Source organism: Microbacterium sp. H1-D42 (assembly GCF_022637555.1).
Lineage (GTDB): Bacteria > Actinomycetota > Actinomycetes > Actinomycetales > Microbacteriaceae > Microbacterium.
This window is the reverse complement of record NZ_CP093342.1, coordinates 1,447,915-1,473,388: the sequence shown is the minus strand read 5'-3', so window position 1 is coordinate 1,473,388 and position 25,474 is coordinate 1,447,915. Positions and strand designations below refer to the sequence as shown.

General features: G+C 67.6%; 25 protein-coding genes and 2 tRNA genes. 3 read left to right on the top strand and 24 right to left on the bottom strand.

Annotated features, from left to right (window positions below):
* Positions 1-3 precede the first annotated feature (3 nt).
* The 6 genes from deoC to MNR00_RS06965 form a co-directional block, all read right to left on the bottom strand.
* The gene (gene deoC / locus MNR00_RS06990) at positions 4-1,005 is read right to left on the bottom strand and encodes a deoxyribose-phosphate aldolase (protein WP_241928431.1); all 1,002 of its coding nucleotides are present in this window, start codon (positions 1,003-1,005) and stop codon (positions 4-6) included.
* On the bottom strand, positions 1,002-1,937 hold the full coding sequence (locus MNR00_RS06985) for a sugar-binding domain-containing protein (protein ID WP_241928430.1): 936 nt from the start codon (positions 1,935-1,937) through the stop codon (positions 1,002-1,004). The genes deoC and MNR00_RS06985 overlap by 4 nt, the downstream gene beginning before the upstream one ends.
* A gap of 263 nt (positions 1,938-2,200) precedes the next feature.
* Positions 2,201-2,842, bottom strand: a complete 642-nt coding sequence (locus MNR00_RS06980; RefSeq protein WP_241928429.1) for an ATP-dependent Clp protease proteolytic subunit — start codon at positions 2,840-2,842, stop codon at positions 2,201-2,203.
* A 16-nt stretch (positions 2,843-2,858) separates the two neighbouring features.
* Entirely contained in the window at positions 2,859-3,449 is a 591-nt protein-coding gene (locus tag MNR00_RS06975) for an ATP-dependent Clp protease proteolytic subunit (RefSeq protein WP_241928428.1), read from the bottom strand.
* A 203-nt stretch (positions 3,450-3,652) separates the two neighbouring features.
* Entirely contained in the window at positions 3,653-5,122 is a 1,470-nt protein-coding gene (tig, locus tag MNR00_RS06970) for a trigger factor (protein WP_241928427.1), read from the bottom strand.
* Positions 5,123-5,180: 58 nt separating this feature from the next.
* Positions 5,181-5,257 (bottom strand) — tRNA-Pro (locus MNR00_RS06965).
* A gap of 103 nt (positions 5,258-5,360) precedes the next feature.
* On the opposite strand from MNR00_RS06965, the gene MNR00_RS06960 reads away from it, so the two are divergent.
* Both MNR00_RS06960 and MNR00_RS06955 read left to right on the top strand, forming a co-directional pair.
* Positions 5,361-5,434, top strand: a tRNA-Gly gene (locus MNR00_RS06960).
* Between the two features lie 80 nt (positions 5,435-5,514).
* Positions 5,515-6,690: a hypothetical protein gene (locus MNR00_RS06955; protein ID WP_241928426.1), complete on the top strand. Its 1,176-nt coding sequence runs from the start codon at positions 5,515-5,517 to the stop codon at positions 6,688-6,690.
* 84 nt (positions 6,691-6,774) lie between these two features.
* On the opposite strand, the gene MNR00_RS06950 is transcribed toward MNR00_RS06955, so the two are convergent.
* From MNR00_RS06950 to MNR00_RS06875, 16 genes are all read right to left on the bottom strand, one after another.
* A complete protein-coding gene (locus tag MNR00_RS06950) occupies positions 6,775-7,131 on the bottom strand; it encodes an RNA polymerase-binding protein RbpA (RefSeq protein WP_241928425.1) in 357 nt (118 codons plus the stop codon).
* Positions 7,131-7,379: a preprotein translocase subunit SecG gene (gene secG, locus MNR00_RS06945; RefSeq protein WP_241928424.1), complete on the bottom strand. Its 249-nt coding sequence runs from the start codon at positions 7,377-7,379 to the stop codon at positions 7,131-7,133. Before secG ends, MNR00_RS06950 begins: the two co-directional genes overlap by 1 nt.
* A gap of 78 nt (positions 7,380-7,457) precedes the next feature.
* Entirely contained in the window at positions 7,458-8,240 is a 783-nt protein-coding gene (gene tpiA, locus MNR00_RS06940; protein WP_241928423.1) for a triose-phosphate isomerase, read from the bottom strand.
* Entirely contained in the window at positions 8,237-9,454 is a 1,218-nt protein-coding gene (locus tag MNR00_RS06935; protein WP_241928422.1) for a phosphoglycerate kinase, read from the bottom strand. The genes tpiA and MNR00_RS06935 overlap by 4 nt, the downstream gene beginning before the upstream one ends.
* A gap of 4 nt (positions 9,455-9,458) precedes the next feature.
* Positions 9,459-10,469 (bottom strand): type I glyceraldehyde-3-phosphate dehydrogenase, encoded by a 1,011-nt coding sequence (gap, locus tag MNR00_RS06930; protein WP_241928421.1) that lies wholly within the window; start codon positions 10,467-10,469, stop codon positions 9,459-9,461.
* 100 nt (positions 10,470-10,569) lie between these two features.
* The gene (locus tag MNR00_RS06925) at positions 10,570-11,196 is read right to left on the bottom strand and encodes a superoxide dismutase (protein ID WP_241928420.1); all 627 of its coding nucleotides are present in this window, start codon (positions 11,194-11,196) and stop codon (positions 10,570-10,572) included.
* 140 nt (positions 11,197-11,336) lie between these two features.
* Complete coding sequence (gene whiA / locus MNR00_RS06920; protein ID WP_241928419.1) at positions 11,337-12,329, bottom strand: DNA-binding protein WhiA; 993 nt, start codon at positions 12,327-12,329, stop codon at positions 11,337-11,339.
* An 88-nt stretch (positions 12,330-12,417) separates the two neighbouring features.
* The gene (rapZ, locus tag MNR00_RS06915; RefSeq protein WP_241928418.1) at positions 12,418-13,290 is read right to left on the bottom strand and encodes an RNase adapter RapZ; all 873 of its coding nucleotides are present in this window, start codon (positions 13,288-13,290) and stop codon (positions 12,418-12,420) included.
* Between the two features lie 28 nt (positions 13,291-13,318).
* Positions 13,319-15,229: an excinuclease ABC subunit UvrC gene (gene uvrC, locus MNR00_RS06910; protein ID WP_241928417.1), complete on the bottom strand. Its 1,911-nt coding sequence runs from the start codon at positions 15,227-15,229 to the stop codon at positions 13,319-13,321.
* Positions 15,229-18,123, bottom strand: coding sequence for an excinuclease ABC subunit UvrA (gene uvrA / locus MNR00_RS06905; RefSeq protein ID WP_241928416.1), 2,895 nt, complete (start codon positions 18,121-18,123; stop codon positions 15,229-15,231). The genes uvrC and uvrA overlap by 1 nt, the downstream gene beginning before the upstream one ends.
* A 55-nt stretch (positions 18,124-18,178) precedes the next feature.
* On the bottom strand, positions 18,179-18,706 hold the full coding sequence (locus MNR00_RS06900) for a hypothetical protein (protein ID WP_241928415.1): 528 nt from the start codon (positions 18,704-18,706) through the stop codon (positions 18,179-18,181).
* Complete coding sequence (locus MNR00_RS06895; RefSeq protein ID WP_241928414.1) at positions 18,703-20,016, bottom strand: DUF58 domain-containing protein; 1,314 nt, start codon at positions 20,014-20,016, stop codon at positions 18,703-18,705. Before MNR00_RS06895 ends, MNR00_RS06900 begins: the two co-directional genes overlap by 4 nt.
* 3 nt (positions 20,017-20,019) lie before the next feature.
* Positions 20,020-20,985 carry a MoxR family ATPase gene (locus MNR00_RS06890; protein WP_241928413.1) on the bottom strand — a complete coding sequence of 322 codons (966 nt, stop codon included), beginning with the start codon at positions 20,983-20,985 and terminating at the stop codon, positions 20,020-20,022.
* The gene (locus tag MNR00_RS06885) at positions 20,982-21,473 is read right to left on the bottom strand and encodes a hypothetical protein (protein WP_241928412.1); all 492 of its coding nucleotides are present in this window, start codon (positions 21,471-21,473) and stop codon (positions 20,982-20,984) included. Before MNR00_RS06885 ends, MNR00_RS06890 begins: the two co-directional genes overlap by 4 nt.
* Entirely contained in the window at positions 21,470-22,213 is a 744-nt protein-coding gene (locus tag MNR00_RS06880) for a DUF4129 domain-containing protein (RefSeq protein WP_241928411.1), read from the bottom strand. Before MNR00_RS06880 ends, MNR00_RS06885 begins: the two co-directional genes overlap by 4 nt.
* 57 nt (positions 22,214-22,270) lie before the next feature.
* A complete protein-coding gene (locus MNR00_RS06875) occupies positions 22,271-22,714 on the bottom strand; it encodes a MarR family transcriptional regulator (RefSeq protein ID WP_241928410.1) in 444 nt (147 codons plus the stop codon).
* A 44-nt stretch (positions 22,715-22,758) separates the two neighbouring features.
* Between MNR00_RS06875 and MNR00_RS06870 the strand changes: the two genes are divergently transcribed.
* Positions 22,759-23,001 carry a hypothetical protein gene (locus tag MNR00_RS06870; RefSeq protein ID WP_241928409.1) on the top strand — a complete coding sequence of 81 codons (243 nt, stop codon included), beginning with the start codon at positions 22,759-22,761 and terminating at the stop codon, positions 22,999-23,001.
* Here MNR00_RS06870 and MNR00_RS06865 read toward each other — a convergent pair whose 3' ends face one another.
* Both MNR00_RS06865 and uvrB read right to left on the bottom strand, forming a co-directional pair.
* Positions 23,002-23,355, bottom strand: coding sequence for a TfoX/Sxy family protein (locus MNR00_RS06865; protein ID WP_241928408.1), 354 nt, complete (start codon positions 23,353-23,355; stop codon positions 23,002-23,004).
* Positions 23,356-23,395: 40 nt separating this feature from the next.
* Entirely contained in the window at positions 23,396-25,474 is a 2,079-nt protein-coding gene (gene uvrB / locus MNR00_RS06860) for an excinuclease ABC subunit UvrB (protein WP_241928407.1), read from the bottom strand.

Below are 25,474 nucleotides of genomic sequence, written 5' to 3'. Positions count from 1 at the left end.
TCCTCAGTCGATCGTGACGTAGTCGGGGCCGGAGTAGTGGCCGGTGGTGATCTTCTGGCGCTGCAGCAGCACGTCGTTGAGCAGGCTCGATGCGCCGAAGCGGAACAGGTGCGGCTGCAGCCATTCCTCGCCCGTCGTCTCGGCGACGGTGACCAGGTACTTGATGGCGTCCTTGGAGGTTCGGATGCCACCGGCCGGCTTCACGCCGATCTTCTCCCCTGTCGCACGATGCCAGTCGCGCACGGTCTCGAGCATCAGCAGCGTGGTCGGCAGGGTCGCTGCAGGCTGCACCTTGCCGGTGGACGTCTTGATGAAGTCACCGCCGGCGAGGATCGACAGCCACGATGCGCGCTTGATGTTGTCGTAGGTGTTCAGCTCGCCGGTCTCCATGATGACCTTCAGCGAAGCGTAGGTGCCGTCCTCGCGGCGGCAGGCCTCCTTCACCTGGGCGATCTGATCGAAGACCAGTCCGTAGCGCCCCTCCAGGAAGGCTCCGCGGTCGATGACCATGTCGATCTCGTCGGCGCCGGCGGCGACAGCATCCGCGGTGTCGGCCAGCTTGATCTCGAGCGATGCACGCCCCGATGGGAACGCAGTCGCGACGGCGGCAACTGAGATGCGCCCGTCGTCGGGGTCGCCGTGCAGAGCGCCGAGCGCCTCGACGGCGTGGCCGACCATGTCGCCGTACACGCAGACGGCTGCGACCAGCGGGGTGCTCTGGTCACTGGCATCCGGGGTCTTCGCCTTCGCCACCAGCGATCGCACCTTGCCCGCCGTGTCCGCACCCTCGAGCGTGGTCAGGTCGATGAGCGAGATGATCTTGTCGAGTGCCCAGGCCTTCGACGTGGTCTTGATCGAGCGGGTGCCGAGACCGGCGGCGCGCTGCTCGAGTCCGACGGCGTCGACGCCGGGAAGGCCGTGCAGGAAGCGTCGCAGGGTCTGGTCGTCGGGGTCACCGCCGAGCACATCCACCGCCGTGCGGCGGGCCAGTTCTGTGGTCGTCACATCTCCTCCAAGAGTGCTTGTGCTGTGGATTCGTCTGTCACCACGACGCTGCACAGCCCGTTGCTGACGACTGTACGCGCGATGTCGTGCTTGGGGGCGCCGGCGGTGACGAAGATCGATCGAGGTGCGAATCGCACCTGGTCAAGGGCGACGCCGACGGTGCGGGCGTCGAGTTGCGGGTCGACGATGTTGCCATCGGCGTCGATGTAGCGGCCGAGCACGTCGCCGACCGCTCCGCGTCCGGCGAGCTCGGTGATGTCGGCAGTGCTGAGGTAGCCGTTCTCGACGTGGGCGGATGCTGGATCGCACGGGCCCGCGGTGAACAGGAAGGTGTTCGCGTGCGCAGCCTGGTCGAGGATGGCAGCGATGGTGCGGTCAGCCTCGATGGCCTGCTTGGTCTCGATGCGTTCCAGGATCGCGGGACTGGGCAGCAGCACGGCCTGCCCGCCGCCCCGCTCGGCCATGGTGACGGCGACCGATGCCGCACCGCCGGAACGGCGGTTCAGGCTCACTCCCCCGTTGGCCTGCACGACGGTGACACCGGTGGTCCAGCCCTTCGGCAGCGCGTCGGCGACGGCGGTGAGTGTGCGCCCCCAGCTGACGGCGAGCACCCGAGGAACCGGGCGCAGCGCCGTGAGCAGGTCAGCGGCCGCCGCGGCGACGCGGTCGAGCAGCAGGTCAGGCTCATCGGATGCGGGCACGACGACGGCATCCTTCAGGCCATAGCGCTCGGTGAGCGCTCGTTCGAGGCCGAGCCGGCGGGCGCGAGGGTGCACGATCTCGATGCGCACGATGCCGCGCTCGCGGGCCTGCACGAGCAGACGGCCGACCTTCCAGCGGGAGATGTCGAGAAGGGCGCCGATCTCGTCCTGCGTCTTGTTCTCGTCGTATGAGAGCTCGGCTACGCGCACCATCAGCAGATCGTCGTCCATGGCATCCTCCTCTCGCATCCAGCTTAGAAGGGAACCGACGTTCGCGCACGATTCTGCTCATATGAGCAGTGGATTCTGGCGCGCTGCGCATCCGTTGGTCATACGCGACGCGCATCAGGTTTGCGGCGGGCGCTTTGCGCGGGAATGTACGCCTCCCGCGGGCGTATGACATTGATCCTTCCGCGCCAGGCGCACATTCCCGCCGCAGGCGCGCACGCAGAAGGCGGCCCGGCAGATGCCGGACCGCCTTCTGACGCGCAGTGTCAGCCGCGCTTGCGCGAGGTGAGCACCTGATCGACGACACCGTACTCGAGCGCTTCCTGCGCCGAGAGGATCTTGTCGCGGTCGATGTCCTTGTGGACCTTCTCGACCGCCTGGCCCGTGTGCCGGGCCATGGTCTCTTCGAGCCAGGTGCGCATGCGCAGGATCTCAGCGGCCTGGATCTCGATATCGGATGCCTGACCCTGGCCGGCCTCACCCATCGCCGGCTGGTGCATGAGCACGCGGGCGTTGGGCAGTGCGAGACGCTTGCCCGGTGCGCCAGCGGCGAGCAGCACGGACGCCGCGGACGCCGCCTGGCCGAGCACGACGGTCTGGATGTGCGGCGCCACGTACTGCATGGTGTCGTAGATCGCCGTCATCGCCGTGAACGAGCCACCGGGCGAGTTGATGTACATGGTGATGTCGCGCTCGGCGTCCTGGCTCTCGAGCACGAGCAGCTGAGCCATGACATCGTCGGCGGACGCATCATCGACCTGCACGCCGAGGAAGATCACGCGGTCTTCGAACAGCTTGTTGTACGGGTCCTGACGCTTGAAGCCGTATGCCGTGCGCTCCTCGAACTGCGGCAGCACGTAGCGGCTGGAGGGCAGGTTGCCGGCGGCGCGGAACGTGGGGGTGTACATAGGTGTCTTCCTGCCTTTACTTGTCCGCGCCGGTGCCGCCGCCGCCGTGCACGTCACTGGCGTGCTCGCGGATGTGGTCGACGAATCCGTACTCGAGGGCCTCATCGGCCGTGAACCAGCGGTCCCGGTCGCCGTCCTCGTTGATCTGCTCGACCGTCTTGCCGGTCTGGCCCGCCGTGATCTCGGCGAGGCGGCGCTTCATCGAGAGGATGAGCTGGGCCTGGGTCTGGATGTCGCTCGACGTGCCGCCGAAGCCACCATGCGGCTGGTGCAGCAGAACGCGGGCGTTCGGGGTGATGTAGCGCTTGCCCTTGGTGCCGCTGGTCAGCAGCAGCTGCCCCATCGAGGCCGCCATGCCGATGCCCACCGTGACGATGTCGTTCGGGACGAACTGCATGGTGTCGTAGATCGCCATGCCCGCGGTGATCGAGCCACCGGGCGAGTTGATGTAGAGGTAGATGTCCTTCTCGGGATCCTCGGCGGCGAGAAGGAGGATCTTCGCGCAGATCTCATTCGCGTTCTCATCGCGCACCTCAGAGCCCAGCCAGATGATGCGATCCTTCAGCAGCCTGTCGAAGACGCTTGTCGCCATCAGTGGTTCAGCCATGTCAGCTCCTGTTTCCGTGTTTCGGTGATTCGAATCTACCGGCGGGCGGATCGCGCTTCGCCCGTGTTCGCCGTAGGCATATCAGCGTGGCGGGGTGCGGAGACGACGAAGGGGCGGATGCCGCAGCATCCGCCCCCTTGTCAATGAGCGTCGATCACTCGGCCTTGTCGGCGTCGTCCTTCGCTTCGACTCGCTTCGCTCGCTCAGTGCGCCGCTTCGCCCGTAGCCTTCTTCTTCGCCGGAGCCTTCTTCGCGGCGGGCTTCTTCTCGCCCTCCGCGTCGGCGTCCTTCTTGGCGGCGGCCTTCTTGGCCGGAGCCTTCTTGGCCGGCTTCTCCTCGACCGGGGCCTCCTCGGCGGAGGCGTCCTCGTCCTCGGCGGAGGCGTCCTCGTCCTCGGCGTCGCCGATGAACTCCGACAGGTCGACGGCCTTGCCGTTGCTGTCGACGATGGCCACCTTGCCGAGCGTGGCGGCGAGGGCCTTGTTGCGGGCGACCTCACCGACGAGCGACTGCAGCTGGCCGGCACCCTGCAGTGCCTCGACGAACTCCTGCGGCTGCATGCCGTACTGCGCTGCCGACTGGATGAGGTACTGGCTGAGCTCCTCCTGCGAGACCTGCACGTTGGCATCCTCGGCGATGGCGTCGAGCAGCACCTGCGTGCGGAACTGCTTCTCGCTCGCCTCGGTGACCTCGGCACGGTGCTCGTCGTCCTCGAGACGGTTCTCGGACTCGAGGTGGTTGTGCACCTCGTCCTCGATGAGCTGCGGCGGGACCGGGATCTCGACCTGCTCGAGCAGCGTCTCGATGAGCTGGTCGCGCGCAGCAGCGCCCTGCGTGAAGACACCCTGCTGGGCGACGCGCTCGACGAGGCTGTCGCGCAGCTCGGCGATCGTGTCGAACTCGGATGCCATCTGCGCGAAGTCGTCGTCGGCCTCAGGAAGCTCGCGCTCCTTGACAGCCTTCAGCGTGACGGCCACCTCGGCGTCCTCACCGGCGTGGTCACCGCCGACGAGCGTCGAGCGGAACGTGGTCTCCTCGCCTGCGGTGAGCGAGTCGAGGGCCTCATCGATTCCCTCGAGCAGCTGGCCGGAGCCGATCTCGTACGAGACGCCGTCAGCGCGGTCGATCTCGGTGCCGTCGATGCTGGCGACGAGGTCGAGCTCGACGAAGTCGCCGTTCGCGGCCGGACGGTCAACGGGGATCAGGGTGCCGAAGCGGGCGCGCAGCTCGTCGAGCTCTGCGTCCAGGGCGGCGTCGTCTGCGGCGAGCGCGTCGACAGTGATGGTGACGTCTGCGAGGTTCGGCAGCTCGATGTCGGGGCGCACGTCGACCTCGACGTCGACGAGCAGATCGCCGGAGAAGTCCTTCTCGTTCGGCCACTGGGTGATGTCGGCAGCGGGGCGACCGACGACACGCACGTTGTGCTCGGCAGCGGCCTCACGGAAGAAGCGGTCGAGCGCCTCGTTGACGGCGTGCTCGATGACCGCACCACGGCCGACGCGCTGGTCGATGATCGGAGCCGGAACCTTGCCCTTGCGGAAGCCGGGGATCTGCACGTCCTGAGCGATGTGCTCGTAGGCGTGCGCGATGCTGGGCTTCAGGTCCTCGGGGGTGACCGTGATGGTGAGCTTGACCCGAGTCGGGGAAAGCTTCTCGACGGTGCTGTTGGCCATGCTGGTGTTTCTCCTTGTGGTTTCCGCACGAACGGCGCGGTCGTGAAGTCGGATGCCGTGGTCGGGGCGACAGGATTTGAACCTGCGACCTCCCGCTCCCAAAGCGGGCGCTCTACCAAGCTGAGCTACGCCCCGGCTTGAACCCGCGCACGGGAACGGCCTCCACGAGTCTAACGGACGGGAGAACCGGATCTGTCCGCTATGCTTTACGAGGCGCCCCACTCAGCGGAGCGTTCGCGGGGCTGTAGCTTAGTGGTAAAGCCTCTGTCTTCCAAACAGATGATGCGAGTTCGATTCTCGTCAGCCCCTCCACCTTGCAAGGCCCTCGCCAGACGGCGGGGGCCTTGTTCATTCCGTGCGTGTCGCCCTGCGGCTTATGCGATGATCTGCGCATGGAGGACACGACGCCGGAGCAGCCGGTCGCATACGAGACCGAGTCTCCCGCGCCGGTCAGACGTCGCCGTCGCCGAGGGTGGATCTGGGCGACCGGCGCAGTCGTGCTGGCAGGTCTCGTCTGCGGCGGCGTGCAGCTGTGGGCGAACCTCGACTACGACGATGCCGAGGCGGCATTCCTGCAGTCCCGTGAGGCGGCCGAGCCCGCCACACTCACGCTGTCCGAGACGATGGACTACGCAGGCGGCATCACCGACGCCGCGATAGCGGTGGACGGCGTCACGTCACCCGAACTCCTCAGCGACGCAGACCGCAAGGCGCTCGGCGAGGCAGCCGCGGGGCTGGCGCAGGAACGCGACGACGCAGCGGCAATCGGACTCACTGCCCCTTCGACGCCGAACGCGAAGCCACTGCCCGCGTGGGAGCTCTTCCCCGCGGCATCCGACCTGCGCGAGGGCACAGCCGCGCTCGATGACCGCACCGACGCCCAGGAGTCGGCGGCTCGATCGCTGAGCGGCACGACGAAGGATCTGACCGAGTTGGGCACTGGGATACTCCGCTCCGCGAACGAGGCCGTCCCGGCGATCGAGGCCGCGACGGTGGAGGCGCGCTTCGCGCCCGTCATCGCCCTGCGCAAGGCGGCGGACAGCGTCCAACAGGAATCGCGCTTCAATGAGGGCGCATCCGACATGCTTCTCGAGCTCGACAAGGCGGTGATCGCCGTGCAGGCCTCTGCGAAGGCGGAGCGCGCGGCCAAGGCGGGACCGCTCTTCGATGCACGCCGCAAGGCCGAGACGTACGCCCGCTCACTCTCCGGTGGCGTGCTCCTGGAGTTCGTCTGGACCGAGAGCCTGCTCGGGCAGGGGGCCGGCGACTCCGCTGCCGGTACGGCGACGTGGGACAGCGAAGACGGCGGCACGTCGCACATCACGCTCACGAACTCAGTCGCCAGGTACTGGCCGAGCGATCGGATGCGCTCGCTCGTCGCCCACGAGGTCGGTCATTCGATCTCAGCGAAGTGCTACGAGAAGTTCGACTGGGAGCGCCAACCGGCCAACGAGCAGTGGGCGACGGCCTGGGCGATGAGCTGGGGCTACTCCGCGTACGAGTCCGGCGCCGATGAGTACGGCGTTCCCTCGAAGGACATGCAGGCAGCCGCGGCATCCTGCCGATGACGCCGAGGTCGCGCGAGAACGAGACAACCTCCGGGACTCGAGGTCCCGGAGGTCGTATTTCGTCGTGTGTGTGCGGTCAGACCGTCACTTGCCGCCGCGACGCTCGCGCAGCTGCGTGAGCGCATCCTCGAGAAGCTGTTCGGCCTCTTCGTCGGTGCGACGCTCCTTCACGTATGCGAGGTGCGTCTTGTACGGCTCGGCCTTGGTGAGGGCCGGCGGGTTCTTCTGGTCGCGCCCCGCGGGAAGTCCGCTCTGCGGGTGATCGATCGTGTCCGGGATCTCTTCGTCAGGCAGTCCTGCAGCGAAGTAGCGGATCGTCTCGTTGCCGAGGCCATCCCAGTAGGACACCGCGATGCGGTCGGCGTGATAGCCGTGGTCCTGTTCGCCCATCGGGCCGGATCCGACCCGCGTGCCGCGGATCGCGTTGCCACCGGTGGCCATCAGATCACCTGGAACTTCGTGATGAGCCCGAGGGCCACGATGGACACGAACCACACCAGCGCGAGCACGACCGTGAACCGGTTGAGGTTCCGCTCAGCAAGACCCGAGGACCCGACGGCCGCGGACATACCGCCGCCGAACATGTCGGACAGGCCGCCACCGCGACCCTTGTGGAGAAGGATGAGGAGCGTCAGCAGAACACTGGTGATGCCCATCAGCACCTGCAGCACGAACTCGAGTACCAGCACGAAGAAGCCTTTCACGGGGGCCGGTCGACCCACCTAGCGGTCAATTATAGGACGAGGCGCTCACGCACCTCGTCCGCCTCACACGCCGACGTGCTTCTCGAAGCGGACGATCGCAGCGAATTCGTCCACGACGAGGCTCGCACCGCCCACCAGAGCGCCGTCGATATCGGGTTCGCGCAGGAAGCTCGCGATGTTGCTCGACTTCACCGATCCGCCGTACAGCACGCGCGTGCGTGCCGCGGCATCCTCGTCGAGGACACGACCGATCACACCTCGCAGCGCGGCGCAGACTTCCTGCGCCTGAGCGGGAGTGGCCGCCTGGCCGGAGCCGATCGCCCACACCGGCTCGTAGGCGACGACGATGTCGGCGGATGCCGGCACGCCGTCGAGCGCCTTCTCGAGCTGCCCTGCTGGCACGGCGCTGGCGCCGAACTTCTCAAGGTCCTCGGCGCTCTCGCCGACGCAGATCACCGGCACGAGGCCGTGCTTCAGCGCCGCCTTGACCTTGGCGCCCACCAGTTCGTCGCTCTCGCTGTGGTACTCACGACGCTCCGAGTGACCAATGATCACGTAGCCGACCCCGAGCTTCGACAGGAACGCACCGGAGACCTCGCCGGTGTACGCGCCCGAGTCATGTGCCGAGACGTCCTGCGCGCCGAGCGCGAAGGGGATCTTGTCCGCGTCGATCAGCGTCTGCACGCTGCGGATGTCGGTGAACGGCGGGAACACGGCCACCTCGACCGTGTCACCCTGGTGCCCGGCATCCTTCAGCGTCCAGTGCAGCTTCTGCACAGTCGCGACCGCCTGCAGGTGGTCGAGGTTCATCTTCCAGTTCCCCGCGATCAGCGGGGTGCGCTTCATGATTGCCATCCGAGTACCTCCAGGCCTGGGAGCTTCTTGCCCTCGAGGAACTCGAGGCTGGCGCCTCCGCCCGTCGAGATGTGTCCGAACTGATCGTCATCGAAGCCGAGCTGTCGCACGGCAGCGGCCGAGTCGCCACCGCCGACCACGCTGAGGCCATCGACCTCGGTGAGCGCCTCGGCGACGGCCTTGGTGCCGGCAGCGAACGCCGCGAACTCGAACACGCCCATCGGGCCGTTCCAGAACACGGTCCTCGAGCCGCGCACGGCGTCCGCGAAGGCCACTGCCGTGTCCGGACCGATGTCCAGACCGATGCCGGATGCCCCGAAAGAGCTCTCCTCGATGGCATCCGCCGCGACGATCTCGTGTGCGGCGTCAGCCGCGAAACCGGAGGCGACGACGACGTCGGTCGGGAGCACGAGCTCGACGCCGCGCTTCTCAGCGTCGGCGATGTACCCGCGCACCGTCTCGAGCTGGTCCTTCTCGAGCAGGCTGGATGCCACGGCATGACCCTGCGCTGCGAGGAAGGTGAACAGCATCCCGCCGCCGATGAGAAGACGATCGACCCGCGGCAGCAGGTGCGAGATGACGCCCAGCTTGTCGCTGACCTTCGACCCGCCGAGCACCACGGTGTACGGGCGCTGCGGATTCTCGGTCAGGCGATCGAGAACGTCGAGCTCCGTCGCGATGAGGAGTCCGGCGGCAGAGGGCAGCAGCTCGGCGAGGTCGTAGACGCTCGCCTGTTTGCGATGCACGACCCCGAAGCCGTCCGACACCATCGCGTCGCCGAGTGCGGCGAGCTCAGTGGCGAATGCACGACGGGTGGCGTCGTCCTTGGCGGTCTCCCCTGCGTTGAACCGCAGGTTCTCGAGCACGACGACGTCGCCGTCCTGGAGTGCCGACACGGCTTCCTGCGCCGATGCGCCGACGGTGTCGGTCGCGAACGCGACAGGCGATTCGAGCAGCTCTGCCAGGCGCTTCGCGACCGGTTCGAGGCTGTACTGCGGATCGGGTGCGCCGTCGGGACGGCCCAGGTGCGAGCACACGATCACACGTGCTCCCGCGCCGATCAGGGCCCGGAGGGTCGGCAGCGAAGCGCGGACGCGACCATCGTCCGTGATCTCCCCGTCCCGCAGCGGGACGTTGAGATCACAGCGGACGATGACGCGCTTGCCTTGGAGCGACCCGAGAGAGTCGAGGGTGCGCAGGGCCATAGGCTCAGAGACGCTCGGCGACGTACTCGGTCAGGTCGACCAGACGGTTCGAGTAGCCCCACTCGTTGTCGTACCAGCTCGACACCTTGACGAGGTTGCCGCTGACGTTGGTCAGCTCGGCGTCGAAGATCGACGAGTGCGGGTTGAGCTGGATGTCGCTCGAGACGATGGGGTCCTCGGTGTACTGCAGGATGCCGTCCAGGCGTCCCTCTGCAGCGGCCTCGCGGTACGCGGCGTTGATCTCCTCGACCGTGAGGTCATCGCGATCGGAGACGATCGTGAGGTCGACGATCGAGCCGGTGGGAACGGGGACGCGGTACGAGGAGCCGCTGAGCTTGCCGTTGAGCTCGGGCAGAACGAGGCCGATCGCCTTGGCTGCGCCGGTCGACGCGGGAACGATGTTGATGGCTGCGGCGCGGGCGCGACGCAGGTCGCTGTGCGGGCCGTCCTGGAGGTTCTGGTCGGCGGTGTATGCGTGCGCGGTCATCATGAAGCCGCGCTGGATGCCGAACTTGTCGTTGAACACCTTCGCCAGCGGGGCGAGGCAGTTCGTGGTGCACGAGGCGTTCGAGATGATGTTGTGGTTCGCAGCGTCGTACGAGTCCTCGTTCACACCGACGACGAAGGTGCCGTCGACGTCCGTGCCGGGTGCCGAGATGATGACCTTCTTCGCGCCACCCGCGATGTGCTTGCCGGCATCCGATGCCTTGGTGAAGCGCCCGGTCGACTCGATCACGATGTCGACGCCGAGCTCGCCCCACGGAAGGGCTGCGGGGTCGCGCTCTTCGAAGACCTTGATGGCCTTGCCACCGACGGTGATGACGTCGCCCTCGTGCGAGACCTCGACGCCGAGCGGGCCGCCGACCGAGTCGTACTTCAGCAGGTGCGCGAGAGCCGCATTATCGGTGAGGTCGTTGACCGCGACGATCTCGAGGTCCGCGTTCTGTGCGAGAGCCGCACGAAGGAAGTTTCGTCCGATGCGGCCGAAGCCGTTGATACCGATCTTGACAGACACGAAAGTCTCCTGGTTCTTAATCAAGGAAATGCGCAAAATTCGCAGATAACGCGGACAACGGCGTCCTGACGGGCATTTCGCCCATCAGGACGCCCATCTTTTACGACAGTACCAGCAGTCCGGAGGTCTTCTCACGCGCTGTTTCAAAGCGCTGCGCGACGTTCTGCCAGTTGGCGATGTTCCAGGCGGCCTTGATGTAGTCGGCCTTCACATTCAGGTAGTCGAGGTAGAAGGCGTGCTCCCACATGTCGAGCTGGAACAGCGGGACGGTTCCCATCGCGGTGTTCGAGTGCTGGTCGAACATCTGCTGGATGATCAGGCGCGCGCCGATCGGGTCCCAGCTGAGCACGGCCCAGCCGGAGCCCTGGATGCCTGCCGCAGCTGCAGCGAAGTGCGCCTGGAACTTCTCGAACGAGCCGAAGTACTCGTCGATGGCGGCCTTCAGCTCGCCCTCGGGCTGTCCGCCGCCCTCCGGCGACAGGTTGGTCCAGAAGATCGAGTGGTTGACGTGGCCGCCGAGGTTGAACGCCAAATCCTTCTCGAGCTTGTTGACGTTCGCGAGGTTGCCGCTGTCACGCGCCTCGGCGAGGGCGTCGAGCGCCGCGTTGGCACCGGCGACGTAGGCGGCGTGGTGCTTGTCATGGTGAAGTTCCATGATCTTGCCGCTGATGTGCGGCTCGAGTGCCGCGAAGTCGTAGGGAAGGTCCGGAAGCGTGTAAGTCGCCATGTCGATTTCATCCAATCCGCGCCGCGCCGCGGCGCTTACCGAGCCCCTGCGGTGCCGAAGTGCATCACAGAGCAGACGTTTCTCATCCTACTGACGGCAACGCCCGGCGCGACGGGATCCTTCCCGCAGAACCGTCGAGGCTAGTCGTCGAGTCCGACGGGCACTGCGGCCTCGGTGCCGGGGATGCCGTCCTGCTGCGCGCGCTTGTCGGCCATCGCCAGCAGTCGGCGGATGCGTCCGGCGACCGCGTCCTTGGTCAGCGGCGGCTCGGCGTGGTGACCGAGTTCATCCAGGCTCGCGTCGCGGTGCGCCAGGCGCAGACTTCCGGCAGTGCGCAGGTGCTCCGGCACCTCGTCGCCGAGGATCTCCAGTGCGCGCTCGACTCGCGCGCAGGCGGCGACGGCGGCCTGCGCGGAGCGGCGCAGGTTCGCATCGTCGAAGTTCACAAGACGGTTGACGCCGGCCCGCACCTCGCGGCGCTGGCGCATCTCCTCCCACGCGACCGCGGTGCGACGCGCACCCATCACCGTGAGGATCTTCTGGATCGCCTCGCCTTCGCGCACGACGACGCGCGGGAGACCGCGCACCTCGCGCGCCTTGGCTGTGACGCCGAGGCGGTGTGCGGCGCCGACCAGCGCCATGGCCGCCTCACCTGAAGGGCACGACACCTCGAGCATGGCTGAGCGGCCGGGCTCGCTCAGCGACCCGGCGGCGAGGAACGCACCGCGCCAGATGCCGGCGAGTTCCTCAGGTGACCCGGTGGTGAGGCGGTTGGGCAGGCCTCGCACAGGCCGACGACGTGCATCGAGAAGTCCGGTCTGCCTGGCCAGGGTCTCGCCAGCGGCGATCACGCGCACAGCCCAGCGGGCGCCGTCGGATGCGTTACCCACCTGTGCGGTGCTGGACTTGACCTGCGCAATCTCCGGACGGACTCCGTAGATCTCGGCGAGATCGCGACTGACCCGCTTGGCCAGGGTCTCCGCATCCACCTCGGCCTCGACGGCGACGCGACCCGCGATGGAGTGCAGCCCACCGGCGAAGCGCAGAATGGTCGTCACTTCCGCGACGCGCACCGTCGGGGGTGCGTTGCGAACGCTGACGAGCTCAGCCTTGACGTCGGTGGTTAGTGCCACGGGACTCCTTCACGATCCACGCGTCGGATCGCGACGCAAACGTCAAGCCTACAAGGCCGTGAGTGGTCACACTGGCCGATGCGGGCGCTCATTCCCGTCCCAGATCACGATGCCGCACGTTCACGGCGACACCGGGAGTGCCGGTGAGCCGCCTGGCGAGCTCTTCGGACATCGCCACGGATCGGTGCTTCCCGCCCGTGCACCCGATGGCGATCGTCGAATGGGTCTTGTTCTCGCGCTGGTATCCCTCCAGCACCGGGCGCAGCGTCTGCTCGTAGGCGTCGAGGAACTCGGCCGCCCCTGGGCGCGAGAGCACGTAGTCGCGCACATCCGCATCCTTGCCGGTATGCGCCCGCAGCTCCTCCTGCCAGAACGGGTTCGGCAGGAAGCGCATGTCGGCGACGTGGTCGACGTCGGTCGGCAGACCGTACTTGAAGCCGAAGCTGAGCAGCGTGACACGGTGCCGCGCAGCCCCCTCCTCAGCGAACATCTCAGATACCTGCATCGCGAGCTGGTGGATGTTCAGTGCCGACGTGTCGATGAGCATGTCCGCGGCTTCGCGGATCGGCCCGAGGCGGGCGCGCTCGGTGCGGATGCCGTCGAGCAGCGTCCCGTCCGCCTGCAGCGGGTGCGGACGGCGGACCGACTCGAAACGGCGCACGAGCACGTCGTCCGATGCGTCGAGGTAGAGCACCTTGACGCCTCCGCGCGCACGCAGGGCCCGCGCGACTCCGGGGAAGTCGTCGAACAGTCCGCGACCGCGTACGTCGACGACGGCGGCGACCTTGGGCAGGTTGCCCGCCCCCATGTCGGTGAGTTCGAGCAGCGGTCGAAGGATCTGCGGCGGCAGGTTGTCTACGACGTACCAGCCGAGATCCTCCAGTGCGTTCGCGGCTGTCGTGCGACCGGCGCCCGACATGCCGGTGACGATCAGGAACTCACCCTCTTGCTGGGTCGTCATGTACGGGCTCCCTTCCCCGTTCACCAGCCTAGCGAGTCAGGGCGCCGCGCTCACCGGCCAGATGCGCATGGATGACAGCGGCGAGCGCCGGACCGATGCCCGAGACCTGCTCGATCTGCTCGGGCTCGGCAGCGCGAAGCTTCGCCACCGATCCGAAATGCGTGAGCAGCGCCTTGATGCGCGCGGCCCCGAGCCCGGGGATCTCGCTGAGAACGGACTGGATGTCGCGGCGCCGACGGCGACGCTGATGTGTGATCGCGAAGCGGTGCGCCTCATCGCGCAGCCGTTGGATCAGGTACAGCGCCTCGCTGGTGCGGGGCAGGATCACCGGAAAATCATCGTCCGGCACCCAGATCTCCTCCAGCCGCTTGGCGATCCCGCACAGCGCGATATCGGTGCGCCCGCTGTCACGCAGGGCACGCGCAGCAGCCTGGACCTGTGGCTGGCCGCCGTCCACGACCAGCAGCTGAGGACGGTAGGCGAACCGCGGCTTGCGCCGCTGCACCTGCTGCTCCCCCTCGTCGGACAGCGCCTCGGCCTCGACGTCCGGCTCAGGGGCTGAATCGACACGCGCCAGGCGGCGCATGAGCACCTGATACATCGAGTCGGTGTCGTCGGTGGTCTCGGCGATGTTGAAGGACCGGTACTGGTCCTTGCGTGGCAGGCCGTCCTCGAAGACGACCATCGACGCGACGACGTTCGTGCCGCCGAGATGCGAGATGTCGAAGCACTCGATGCGCAGGGGTGCCTCGTCCATGCCGAGTGCCTCCTGCAGGTCGGTGAGGGCCTGAGTGCGTGCAACGTAGTCGCTCGTGCGTCTGGTCTTGTGCCGCAGCAGCGCCTGCTGTGCGTTCAGCGTCGCGGTGCGCATGAGCTCGGCCCGCTGTCCGCGCTGGGCGACGGCGATCTCGACCTTGCGGCCGCGACGGTCCCGCAGCCACTGCTCGAGTTCTGTGGCATCGTCTGGCAGGGTGGGCACGAGCACGCGCCGCGGAATGTCGACGCCGTCGCCGTACATGCGCTGCAGCACCTGATCGACGAGATCACCGCTCGAGATGTCGAGCTCCTTGTCGACGGCGAGCGAGCGCACTCCGCGAACACGCCCACCGCGGATCACGAACTGGTGCACTGCCGCCGACAGCTCATCCTCGGCGACGCCGAACAGGTCGGCGTCCTCATCGGCGGGCAGCACGAGGGCGCTCTTGCCGAGCACGGCGTCGATCGCCGACAGCTTGTCCCGGTACTTCGCGGCGGCCTCGTAATCCATGGCTGCTGAAGCCGCGTGCATGCGCTTCGTGAGGTCTCGGGTGAAGCGCTCATCACCGCCGGCCATGAAGGCGACGAAGTCGTCGACCACCGCACGATGCTCCTCGATCGTGACCGTCATCGAGCACGGACCGCCGCACTTGCCGATCTGCCCTGGAAAGCAGGGCCGCCCCGTCTGCATCGCGCGGCGGTAGCTGGCGTCGCTGCAGGTGCGGATCGGGAACGCCTTGATCATCAGATCGATGGTCTCGTGAACCGCCCACACCTTCGGGTACGGGCCGAAGTACCGTGCCCCTGGGATCTTGTGGTTGCGGGTGACCATCACCCTCGGCGCCTCATCGGCGAGGGTGATCGCCATGAACGGGTAGGACTTGTCGTCCTTGTAGCGCACGTTGAACGGCGGATCGAACTCCTTGATCCACATGTACTCGAGCTGCAGTGAATCCACGTCGGTGGCGACGACCGTCCATTCCACGGATGTCGCCGTCGTCACCATCCGCCTGGTGCGCTCGTGCAGCGTCCGCAGCGGGGCGAAGTAGTTCGACAGTCGCTGACGCAGGTTCTTCGCCTTGCCGACGTACAGCACCCGCCCCTCGGCGTCGCGGAAGCGGTAGACGCCGGGGTCGGTCGGGATCTCCCCCGCCCGCGGCTTGTAGGGCAGGACGTCGGCCATCAGCCCGCCTTGCGGATCGCGGCTGCTCCCCGGCCGTCGAGGATCTCGGCGAGGAACCGGCCGGTGTGGCTCTGCTCCACTCGAGCGATCTGCTCCGGAGTGCCGGTGGCGAGGATCTCCCCGCCGCCGGAACCGCCCTCCGGGCCCAGATCGATCACCCAGTCGGCCGACTTGATGACGTCGAGGTTGTGCTCGATCACGATCACCGTGTTGCCCTTGTCGACCAGTCCGTTCAGCACCTCGAGCAGCTTGCGCACGTCCTCGAAGTGCAGGCCGGTGGTCGGCTCGTCGAGAACGTAGATGCTGCGGCCGTTGCTGCGGCGCTGCAGTTCGGTGGCGAGCTTGACGCGCTGCGCCTCACCGCCGGAGAGCGTTGTCGCCGCCTGGCCGAGTCGCACGTACCCGAGGCCGACGTCCACCAGCGTCTTCATGTACCGGTGGATCGCCTGGATCGGCTCGAAGAACTCCGCAGCCTCGGCGATCGGCATCTCAAGCACCTCGGCGATGTTCTTGCCCTTGTAGTGCACGGCGAGGGTGTCGCGGTTGTACCGCTTGCCGTGGCAGACCTCGCAGTCGACGTACACGTCGGGCAGGAAGTTCATCTCGATCTTGATCGTGCCATCGCCCGAGCAAGCGTCGCAGCGCCCGCCCTTGACGTTGAAGCTGAACCTGCCGGGCAGGTAGCCGCGCACCTTCGCCTCAGGGGTCTCGCTGAACAGGGTGCGGATGCGGTCGAACACTCCGGTGTAGGTCGCCGGGTTCGAGCGCGGCGTGCGGCCGATCGGCGCCTGATCGACGTGCACCACCTTGTCGAGGTTGTCGAGTCCGGTGACGCGGGTGTGCTTGCCGGGCACGGTGCGCGCGCCGTTGAGCCGGCCCGCGAGCACCTGGTAGAGGATGTCGTTCACCAGCGACGACTTGCCCGACCCGCTCACGCCGGTCACCGCAGTGAGCACACCGAGAGGGAAATCGGCGGTGACGTTCTTGAGGTTGTTCGCCCTGGCGCCGACGACGCTCAGCATCCGCTTCTTGTCGATCTTGCGGCGCTTGCTCGGCGTCGGGATCTCACGCCGCCCGGCCAGGTAGTCGCCGGTGACCGAGTCGGCCTCCTCGAGCAGGGCTGCATACGGGCCGGAGTGCACGACCGCTCCGCCGTTGACGCCGGCGCCGGGGCCGATGTCGACGATCCAGTCGGCCGATTCGATGGTCTCCTCATCGTGCTCGACGACGATCAGCGTGTTGCCGAGGTCGCGCAGCTTGAGCAGTGTCTCGATGAGTCGCCGGTTGTCTCGCTGGTGCAGACCGATCGACGGCTCGTCGAGCACGTACAGCACGCCGGTGAGACCGGATCCGATCTGGGTTGCGAGCCGGATGCGCTGCGCCTCGCCACCCGACAGCGAGCCTGCCGAGCGTCCGAGATTGAGGTAGGCGAGCCCGACCTGCAGCAAGAATTCGAGCCGCAGCCGGATCTCACGCAGCACTTGAGCTGCGATCTTCGCTTCGCGGTCGGTCAGTTCGAGGGTGTGCATGAAGGTGCTGGCATCGGCGAGGCTGAGAGACGAGACCTCTGCGATCGAGTGCCCGTGCACCTTGACCGCCAGCACCTCCGGCTTGAGCCTCGCGCCGTCGCAGACCGGGCACGGCACCTCGCGCAGGTACTCGCCCCACCGACCGCGCTGCGTGTCGGACTCGGCCTGCAGGTACTGGCGCTCGATGTAGGGCACGACGCCCTCGAAGCCAGAGGTGTAGCGCATCTCACGCCCGTAGCGGTTCTTCCACTTGACGCTGACCTTGAAGTTGTCGCCGCGAAGCACGGCCTCGCGCACGTCGGAGTGCAGTTGACTCCAAGGCGTGTCGAGCGAGAAGTCCAGATCCTGCGCCAGTCCCTCGAGCAGTCGCTCGTAGTACTGGAACAGCCCCTTGCCCTGCGTCGTCCACGGCAGGATGACGCCTTCGCGGATCGAGAGGTCCTCATCGCCGAGCATGAGGTCGACGTCGACCGACATGCGCGTGCCCAGTCCTGAGCAGGCCGGGCAGGCGCCGAAGGGAGCGTTGAACGAGAAGGTGCGCGGCTCGATCTCGGTGAGCGTGATCGGATGGCCGTTGGGGCACGCCAGCTTCTCGGAGAACGACTGCCACGCAGCATCCCCCTCTTCGTCGACGAAGTTGACCTGCACGACGCCGCCTGCAAGGCCCAGCGCCGTCTCGACGGAGTCGGTGACGCGTCCGAGGATGTCGTCGGATGCCACGAGCCGGTCGACCACGACGGCGATGTCGTGCTTGTAGCTCTTCTTCAGCTTGGGCGGCTCGGCGAGCTGGATGAGCTCGCCATCCACGATGGCCCGCGAGTACCCCTTGGCGCCGAGCTCTTTGAAGAGGTCGACGAACTCGCCCTTCTTCTGCGTGACCACAGGGGCGACGACCTGGTAGCGAGTGCGCTCCGGCAGCTCCATCAGCTGGTCGGCGATCTGCTGCACGGTCTGTCGCTGGATCCGCTCACCGCATTCGGGGCAGTGCGGGATGCCGATGCGCGCCCACAGCAGACGCATGTAGTCGTGGATCTCGGTGATCGTGCCGACCGTCGAGCGCGGGTTGCGGTTGGTCGACTTCTGGTCGATCGAGACCGCGGGGCTCAGCCCCTCGATGAAATCGACGTCGGGTCGATCGACCTGGCCGAGGAACTGGCGCGCGTAGGCGCTCAGCGATTCGACGTAGCGGCGCTGCCCCTCGGCGAAGATCGTGTCGAACGCGAGACTCGACTTACCCGAGCCCGACAGGCCGGTGAACACCACGAGCGAATCGCGGGGGATGTCGATGTCGACGTTCTTGAGGTTGTGCACGCGGGCACCGCGGACACTGAGCTTTGCAGAGGGAAGGACGGGAACAATGGGCACCCGACAAGTCTAAGAGGGGCCACCGACACCAGGACTCAGGACCAGTAGTCAGTGCTCATGGCCGCACGCGGTACGCCGCCTGGCGGCGCATGCGCAGCATGTGGATTCCACCGGCCACCAGCACCAGCACCGCCAGCCCTCCCCCGACGACGGCCAGCGGCAGCGCCCCGACCTGCGGAAGCATCCCGACGGCGAGGGCGATGCCCTGCGCGATCGCCTGCACGATGACGAAGCGGATGCCGGTCGGCGCCAGCGCCCGCAGCGCGACGCGCGCGCGCAGCGGGATGGTGAGCGACAGCGAACCCAGCACCTGCAGCAGGTGCACGGCGGCAATGGCAACGGCGGTGCGCGCCGGATCAGGTGGTGCGAGCGCGAGCGCGATGATGAGACCACCGGCCGCCATCCACAGCCCGCCGACCTGTGGCAGGATCACCCCGATCACGGCGATGACGGCGATGGCGATGAGCCACCCGCCCTGCACACCGAGCAGCATCGCGCCGCCGACCGCGGTGAGCACCGCCAGCACCGGCAGGCTGAAGCCAGGGATGCTCGCGCCGATAGACAGCCGGTCACCGCGGGTCATCGCCGTGCTCCGCTCACCATGGCGTGTGCGCCCATGCGGGCGAGCACCGCCAGCGCTCCGTCAGGGTCGTCCGCCCAGCGCACCCCTTCGACCCCGGACTCCGCGAGTCCCTGCAGCATGTCCTGGCGCTCGAGCAGCAGCACCTGCAGGGCGAGCCTGCGCTCCTCGCTGAGCCGATGACGGTCGAGCTCGGGCAGGATGTCGACGGCGACCACCCGGTGACCACTCGCACGCCAGCGCAGTGCGATCTCAGCCGCTGCGCCGTCGAAGAACGTCGAGAGCACGTAGATGATCGACCCCTGCGGCACCGGTGGCGTGCGCCGGAACCGGGAATCGTCGCCGGCTGGGCCGCTCGCGGCGATCTCGGCGACCAGTCGCGCCAGGTGTCGGCTGCCGCCGCCGCTGCGCACCGTCCTGCCGCCCTGCGCAAGCGTGTGGAACGCGACGCGGTCACCCTGGCCGATGGTGGCCTCGGCGATCGATCGCGCGGCGCTGCGCGCATGATCCAGCGAGGTCACGCCGCTGCGCTCGAGATCGATCATGCCCCAGGTGGCGACGACAGCCCCGAGATCATCGGCCGTGTCCATCACTATGACCGCGGAGGCATCGCTGAGCGAGTTCGTGCGCCTGATGAGCAGCTCGCCCGGCCTTCGGGCCGCGCGCGCAGTCGCCTTCCAGTCGACGCGGCGCAGCTCGTCGCCCGGCGCGAAGGGATGGATGTCACGGAAGTCGCCGCCCTGGCCGGGGCGGATGCCCTCGTGCCCGCCATGCAGCCCGGTGAGCCGTGGTGCAAGGGGCGTGCGCGGCAGGCGGCGCACCAGCGGCGGCACGGCTCTGGTCACGGACACACCGGGTTGCGGTTCACCGAGCAGGCCGGCGTCGGCATCCATCGGCCGCGCGGCGACCTCCAGCGTGCGCAGCGGCCCGGAATGGATCGCCCGCGCGTTCGCCCGCACCCGCGCGACGCCAGGGACGAAGAGCCGTCGTCGCGTCCGCTCCGCTTGGATGACGGCGAGCTCGACCATCTCCGCATCCGTCGTCACGACGATGTCATCATGCAGGTGGCCATCCTCAGCATCCGATCTCTGCTCGATCCGCACGTCGATCCCAGCATCAGCCAGCCGCACCCGCAGCGCATGCGCCGACCACAGCGCCAGTGGCAGCGCCACGGCGATGATGTCAGGACGCGACAGCACGGTGCCGAGCACGAGCGCACCGACCACGCCGATCAGGGCGAAGAAGAGCGCAGGGCTGGGTCGCCGATGCCACGGTCCCTGTCCCCGATGCGACGACGCAGTGTCGGATGCCACCACTCACGCCCTCGCGGCGGCGATGCTCGGCGGCACAGCCACCGTGTTCACGAGCGCGCGGACCACGTCTGCCGGGTCGATGCCCTGTGCCCAGGCCTGCGGGGTGAGCGTGAGCCGGTGCGCGAGCACCGAGACGGCGATGCGCTTGACGTCATCGGGGCGCAGGTAGTCGCGCCCGTCGAGCGCGGCGAGGGCGCGACCGACCAGCAGCAGCGCCTGCGAACCGCGAGGCGACGCGCCGACGGCCACGTGCTGCGCACTGCGGGTGGCTACGGCCAGCGCCACACAATAGGCGGCGACGTCAGGGTCGACATGGATCTGCTCCACCGCCTGCTGCAACAGGGCCAGCTCGCCAGGGGCCAGCACCGGATCGACGTGCGTCGCCTCCTGCTGGCGGCGCACCCGACCGAGCAGCACCTCTGTCTCGCCACGCTGGTCGAGATAGCCCACCGACAGTCGCACCATGAAGCGGTCCAGCTGCGCCTCCGGCAGCGCATAGGTACCCTCGTACTCGATGGGATTGGCTGTGGCGATCACATGGAACGGCGCCTCCAGGGGGAAGCTGTTGCCCTCGACGGTGACCTGTCGCTCTGCCATCGCCTCGAGCATCGCCGACTGCGTCTTCGGCGTGGTGCGGTTGATCTCGTCGGCGAGCAGCAGCCCGGTGAAGATGGGCCCTGGGCGGAACACGAACTCGCCGGTGTCCGGCGCGTAGACGTACGACCCTGTCACGTCGCCAGGGAGCATGTCCGGCGTGCACTGCAGGCGGCGGAACGACAGGCCGAGGGCGGATGCCAGGCTGCGAGCCGCCAGAGTCTTGCCGAGCCCTGGAACATCCTCGAAGAGCACATGCCCGCCGGCGAGGATCGTCGCGAGCGCGATCTCGAGCGGGTCGTCCATGCCGACCACCACGGTGGCCACCGCGCCGCGGATGCGTCGCCCGGTCTCGGCGATGTCGTCGAAGTTCATGATCTGGTCTCCCTCTGGAACGCGTCAGTCTCTGACGGGGCAAGTCTTTCGGCAGCGGCGAGCGCGTCGCGGATGTCCTGGATGCTGGTGCGGCGGCCGTTCAGCCGGGCCCAGAGACCCGTGCCGAGCTGCTGTTCGACAGCGGCCGCCTGTGCCTCGTCGTCGAGGTCGATCCCCCGTCGCGCGAGACGTCTGCGCAGCGTCGCTCGCACACGACGGGTCACGGCCTCGCTGACGGAGTCGCTGCTGAGGTTGATCGCCCATGCCAGGCGGGAGACGTCGGAGCCGACGTACGACCGCTCGTCCTTGCGGCCAGGCGCGTCCAGGCGGGGGTCATCCGGCATCCGCAGCTGGAACATCACGACGACGGCCGCGAGAAGTGCGCCCCACGCCCATGCGAACTCGGCCTGCACGCCGAGCGCGATCAGCACGGGGATGCTGATCGCGCCGAGCCCGAGGGGTACCGCGATCCTTCCCAGCAGCCTCACCGCCAGCCCTCCTCGATCTCGGCGAGGGCGCGTGCGGCGTGCGCACGCATCGTCTCGTCTGCGGTGTGCCCTCCGAAGCGCACGCCCTCATACAGGCGCAGCAGGGCGCGGGCGGAGCCGTCGATGCCGGGGCGGCGCAGCAGGATCCGCAGGGTGAACTCCGCTGGGGTCTCACTCGCACCTCGCCCTACCCCGGAGTCGGCCGCTGTCTGCTCCAGTCCGATCCAGGCTGCGATGATCGCATCAGTGGGATCCGGATGCGCGGCGATCGCCGCGCGGGCGGCTTCGATCCCGCGCCGCACGGTGGGCTCGTCCGGCGCGGGCTCGGCTACGACGCCGGCCTGCCCATCGACGTCCGCGTTCTCGGCGTCGCGGCGGCGCAGCGGACGCTCGTGCCAGTACAGCAGGATCGCCCGGATGATCAGGACGATCGCGGTGATCACCACTGCGAGCACGAACAGCAGCAGCAGGATGCTGAGGATCAACAGGATCGTGTCGTCGCCCTGCTGCGGTTTCGGCTGACCGCTGGCCATCGGCGGCAGGGTCTGATGCTCACTGGAGATCGGGAGCGGCCGTGGACCCGAACCGGTCGGAGTGAAAGTCGGGTGCCCTGCCACCGCAGCGGCGAGCATCGCGATGATGAAGAGGAGTATCACGCCGAGCGGAACCGCCCACCGCCTCGCCGGAGCCGGGAGGGGGGATGCTGGCGCAGAGGTGTTCTGGTCAACATCGACGGACATGCTGACAGCCTAAGGGAGGCGCCACGCCGTCGAGACCGCCGAGGGTGGCGGTGCGGGTCAGCGTTCCACGGGGGCGGGGCCCGCGAACGGCTTCAACGCCTCGCGCAGAGCTGTCACGGATGGGATGTCGGCGCCGACCTTCGCCATCACCGCACGGGGCACGTCCAGGGCCCGCTCACGAAGCGCGATGCCCGCGGCGGTGAGACCGATGTCGAGCCGGCGCTCATCCTCGGTGCTGCGCGTGCGCTCGACCAGCCCATCCTTCTCGAGTCGCTTGACCAGCGGTGAGGCGCTCGCCGGTTCGAGGGCCAGCTCTCTGGCGAGATCGTTGAGCGACCGGGGTGCGCGTTCCCAGAGTGCGAGCATCACGAGGTACTGCGGATGTGTGAGGCCAAGCGGCTCGAGGATCGGGCGGTAGATCGCCACCACGTTCCGCGCTGCGGTCACCATCGCGAAGCACAGCTGATTCTGCAGGAGGAGCAGCTCGTCGTCGGTGGTCATGTCTCGATTATATTCATGTACAAATAGTTAGTACACTAATGATCATGGCGAAGGATCCGAACCACATTCCCCTGCGCACCCGCATCCGCGAGGCCGGTGGCCTCTACGCATGGTTCAACACCAATCTGATCAAATTCGCGGGGCCTGCCTCGGTGGGACCGTACGAGTCCACGCTGCCACCCAGCGCTGAAGAGCGCGCGGAACGGGCCTGCCCGCTGTGCGGCAAGGCGATGAACCTGCACTCGATCGACCGGAGCGGTCCGAAGCCGCTGATGTACTGCCCCTGATCAGGCGTCGCTTCCGTGAGACGCGCCCTCCGCGGCGTTGTCCTCGCGGGCCGCATCGATCCAGCCGATCAGCGCGTCATCATCCTCGATCACCCCGGCATCCACATCCAGCCAGCGCGTGCCCATCGTGCGCGCACCCATCAGCGCCACCTGCACCCCCGGTTCGATCAGCAGCGCCGCACCGTGCTCGTCGGTGAGCCGCACCAGCAGCGTTCCGCCGCCGCGCGCGCCGACGAGGATGCGTCCGTTGACGAGGAACGCGCGGGTGCCGAACATGCGCTTCTCCTCGAGCGTCGGCTCCCCGATCAGCAGGGCGCGCACCCGATCCGCGAGTTCGATCCCCGCGTCATCCATCAGCCGTCATCTCCCGCCTCGCGCCGCGAAGTCGATCTCGTCACGCGTGCCCAGCCCTTTCCATGGCCCGCAGCTCCTTCTTGAGGTCCTGCACCTCGTCGCGCAGGCGCGCGGCGAGCTCGAACTTCAGCTCCGCGGCAGCGGCGAGCATCTGATCGGACAGATCGGTGATCGTGTCCTCGAGCTGCTGCGCCCCTTCAGCGGCGATCCCGGTGCGCCGCAGGTTCGGTGTCGGCGACTTGCCCTTGCCGCTCTTGCCCGCCTTGCCGCGCCCCGCCCGCATGTCGGCGGTGTCCGCTGCCTCGCGGGCCAGCACCTCGGTGATGTCCGCGATCCGCTTGCGCAGGGGTTGCGGATCGATGCCGTTGGCCGTGTTGTACGCGACCTGCTTCTCGCGGCGACGATCGGTCTCCTCGATGGCCTTCGCCATCGAGTCGGTCATGTTGTCGGCGTACATGTGCACTTCACCCGAGACGTTGCGCGCCGCGCGCCCGATGGTCTGGATGAGCGACGTGCCTGAGCGCAGGAAGCCCTCCTTGTCGGCATCCAGGATGGCGACAAGCGAAACCTCAGGAAGGTCAAGGCCCTCGCGCAGCAGGTTGATGCCCACCAGCACGTCGTACACGCCGGCTCGCAGCTCGGTGAGAAGCTCGACGCGCCGCAGCGTGTCGACGTCGGAGTGCAGATACCGCACCCGCACGCCGTGCTCGCCGAGGAAGTCCGTCAGCTCCTCGGCCATCTTCTTGGTGAGGGTGGTGACCAGAACGCGCTCGTCGCGCTCGACCCGGATCCGGATCTCCTCGAGCAGATCGTCGATCTGCCCCTTCGACGGCTTGACGACGATGTGGGGGTCGACGAGCCCGGTGGGGCGGATGATCTGCTCGACCACGCCGTCGGCGATCCCCATCTCGTATTTGCCCGGCGTCGCGGAGAGGTACACGGTCTGGCCGATGCGATTCTTGAACTCGTCGAACCGGAGGGGCCGGTTGTCCATCGCGCTCGGCAGCCGGAAGCCGTGCTCGACCAGTGTGCGCTTGCGCGAGGCATCACCCTCGTACATCGCCCCGATCTGCGGCACGGTCACGTGCGACTCGTCGATCACCAGCAGGAAGTCGTCGGGGAAGAAGTCCAGCAGCGTGTGCGGCGGCTCGCCGGCTTCACGTCCGTCGAGATGACGGGAGTAGTTCTCGATGCCGCTGCAGAACCCCAGCTGCTGGAGCATCTCGAGATCGAATGTGGTGCGCATGCGCAGCCGCTGCGCCTCGAGCAGCTTTCCCTGGCGCTCCAGCTCGGCAAGACGACCCTCGAGCTCTGCCTCGATCGTGCCGATGGCGCGCTGGATGACATCCGTGCCGGCGACATAGTGTGACGCGGGGAAGATCGGCACGGCGTCGAGCTTGGCGATCACCTCGCCAGTGAGCGGGTGCAGCGAGTACAGCGCCTCGATCTCGTCGCCGAAGAGCTCGATGCGGATCGCGCTCTCTTCGTACACCGGGATGATCTCGATCGTGTCGCCCCGCACGCGGAAGTTGCCGCGCGAGAAGTCGACGTCGTTGCGGTTGTACTGCATCGAGATGAACTGTCGGATCAGGGCATCGCGGTCGTAGCGCTCCCCCACCTGCAGCGCCACCATCGCACGCAGGTACTCTTCGGGGGCGCCGAGACCGTAGATGCACGACACTGTCGAGACCACGACCACGTCGCGGCGGCTCAGCAGCGAGTTGGTCGTGGAGTGTCGAAGGCGCTCCACCTCGGCGTTGATCGAGGAGTCCTTCTCGATGAAGGTATCGGTCTGCGGAACGTACGCCTCGGGCTGGTAATAGTCGTAGTACGAGACGAAGTACTCGATCGCATTGTTCGGCATGAGCTCGCGGAACTCATTCGCGAGCTGCGCTGCGAGCGTCTTGTTGTGCGCCATCACGAGGGTCGGTCGCTGCACCTGCTCGATGAGCCAGGCGGTGGTCGCGGATTTGCCGGTTCCTGTCGCACCGAGCAGGACGACGTCGGTCTCGCCCGCGTTGATGCGTGCGGCGAGCTCGGCGATCGCCTGCGGCTGGTCACCGGCCGGCATGTACTCGCTGACCACCTCGAAGGGACGGACGCTGCGCGTGGGTTGCAT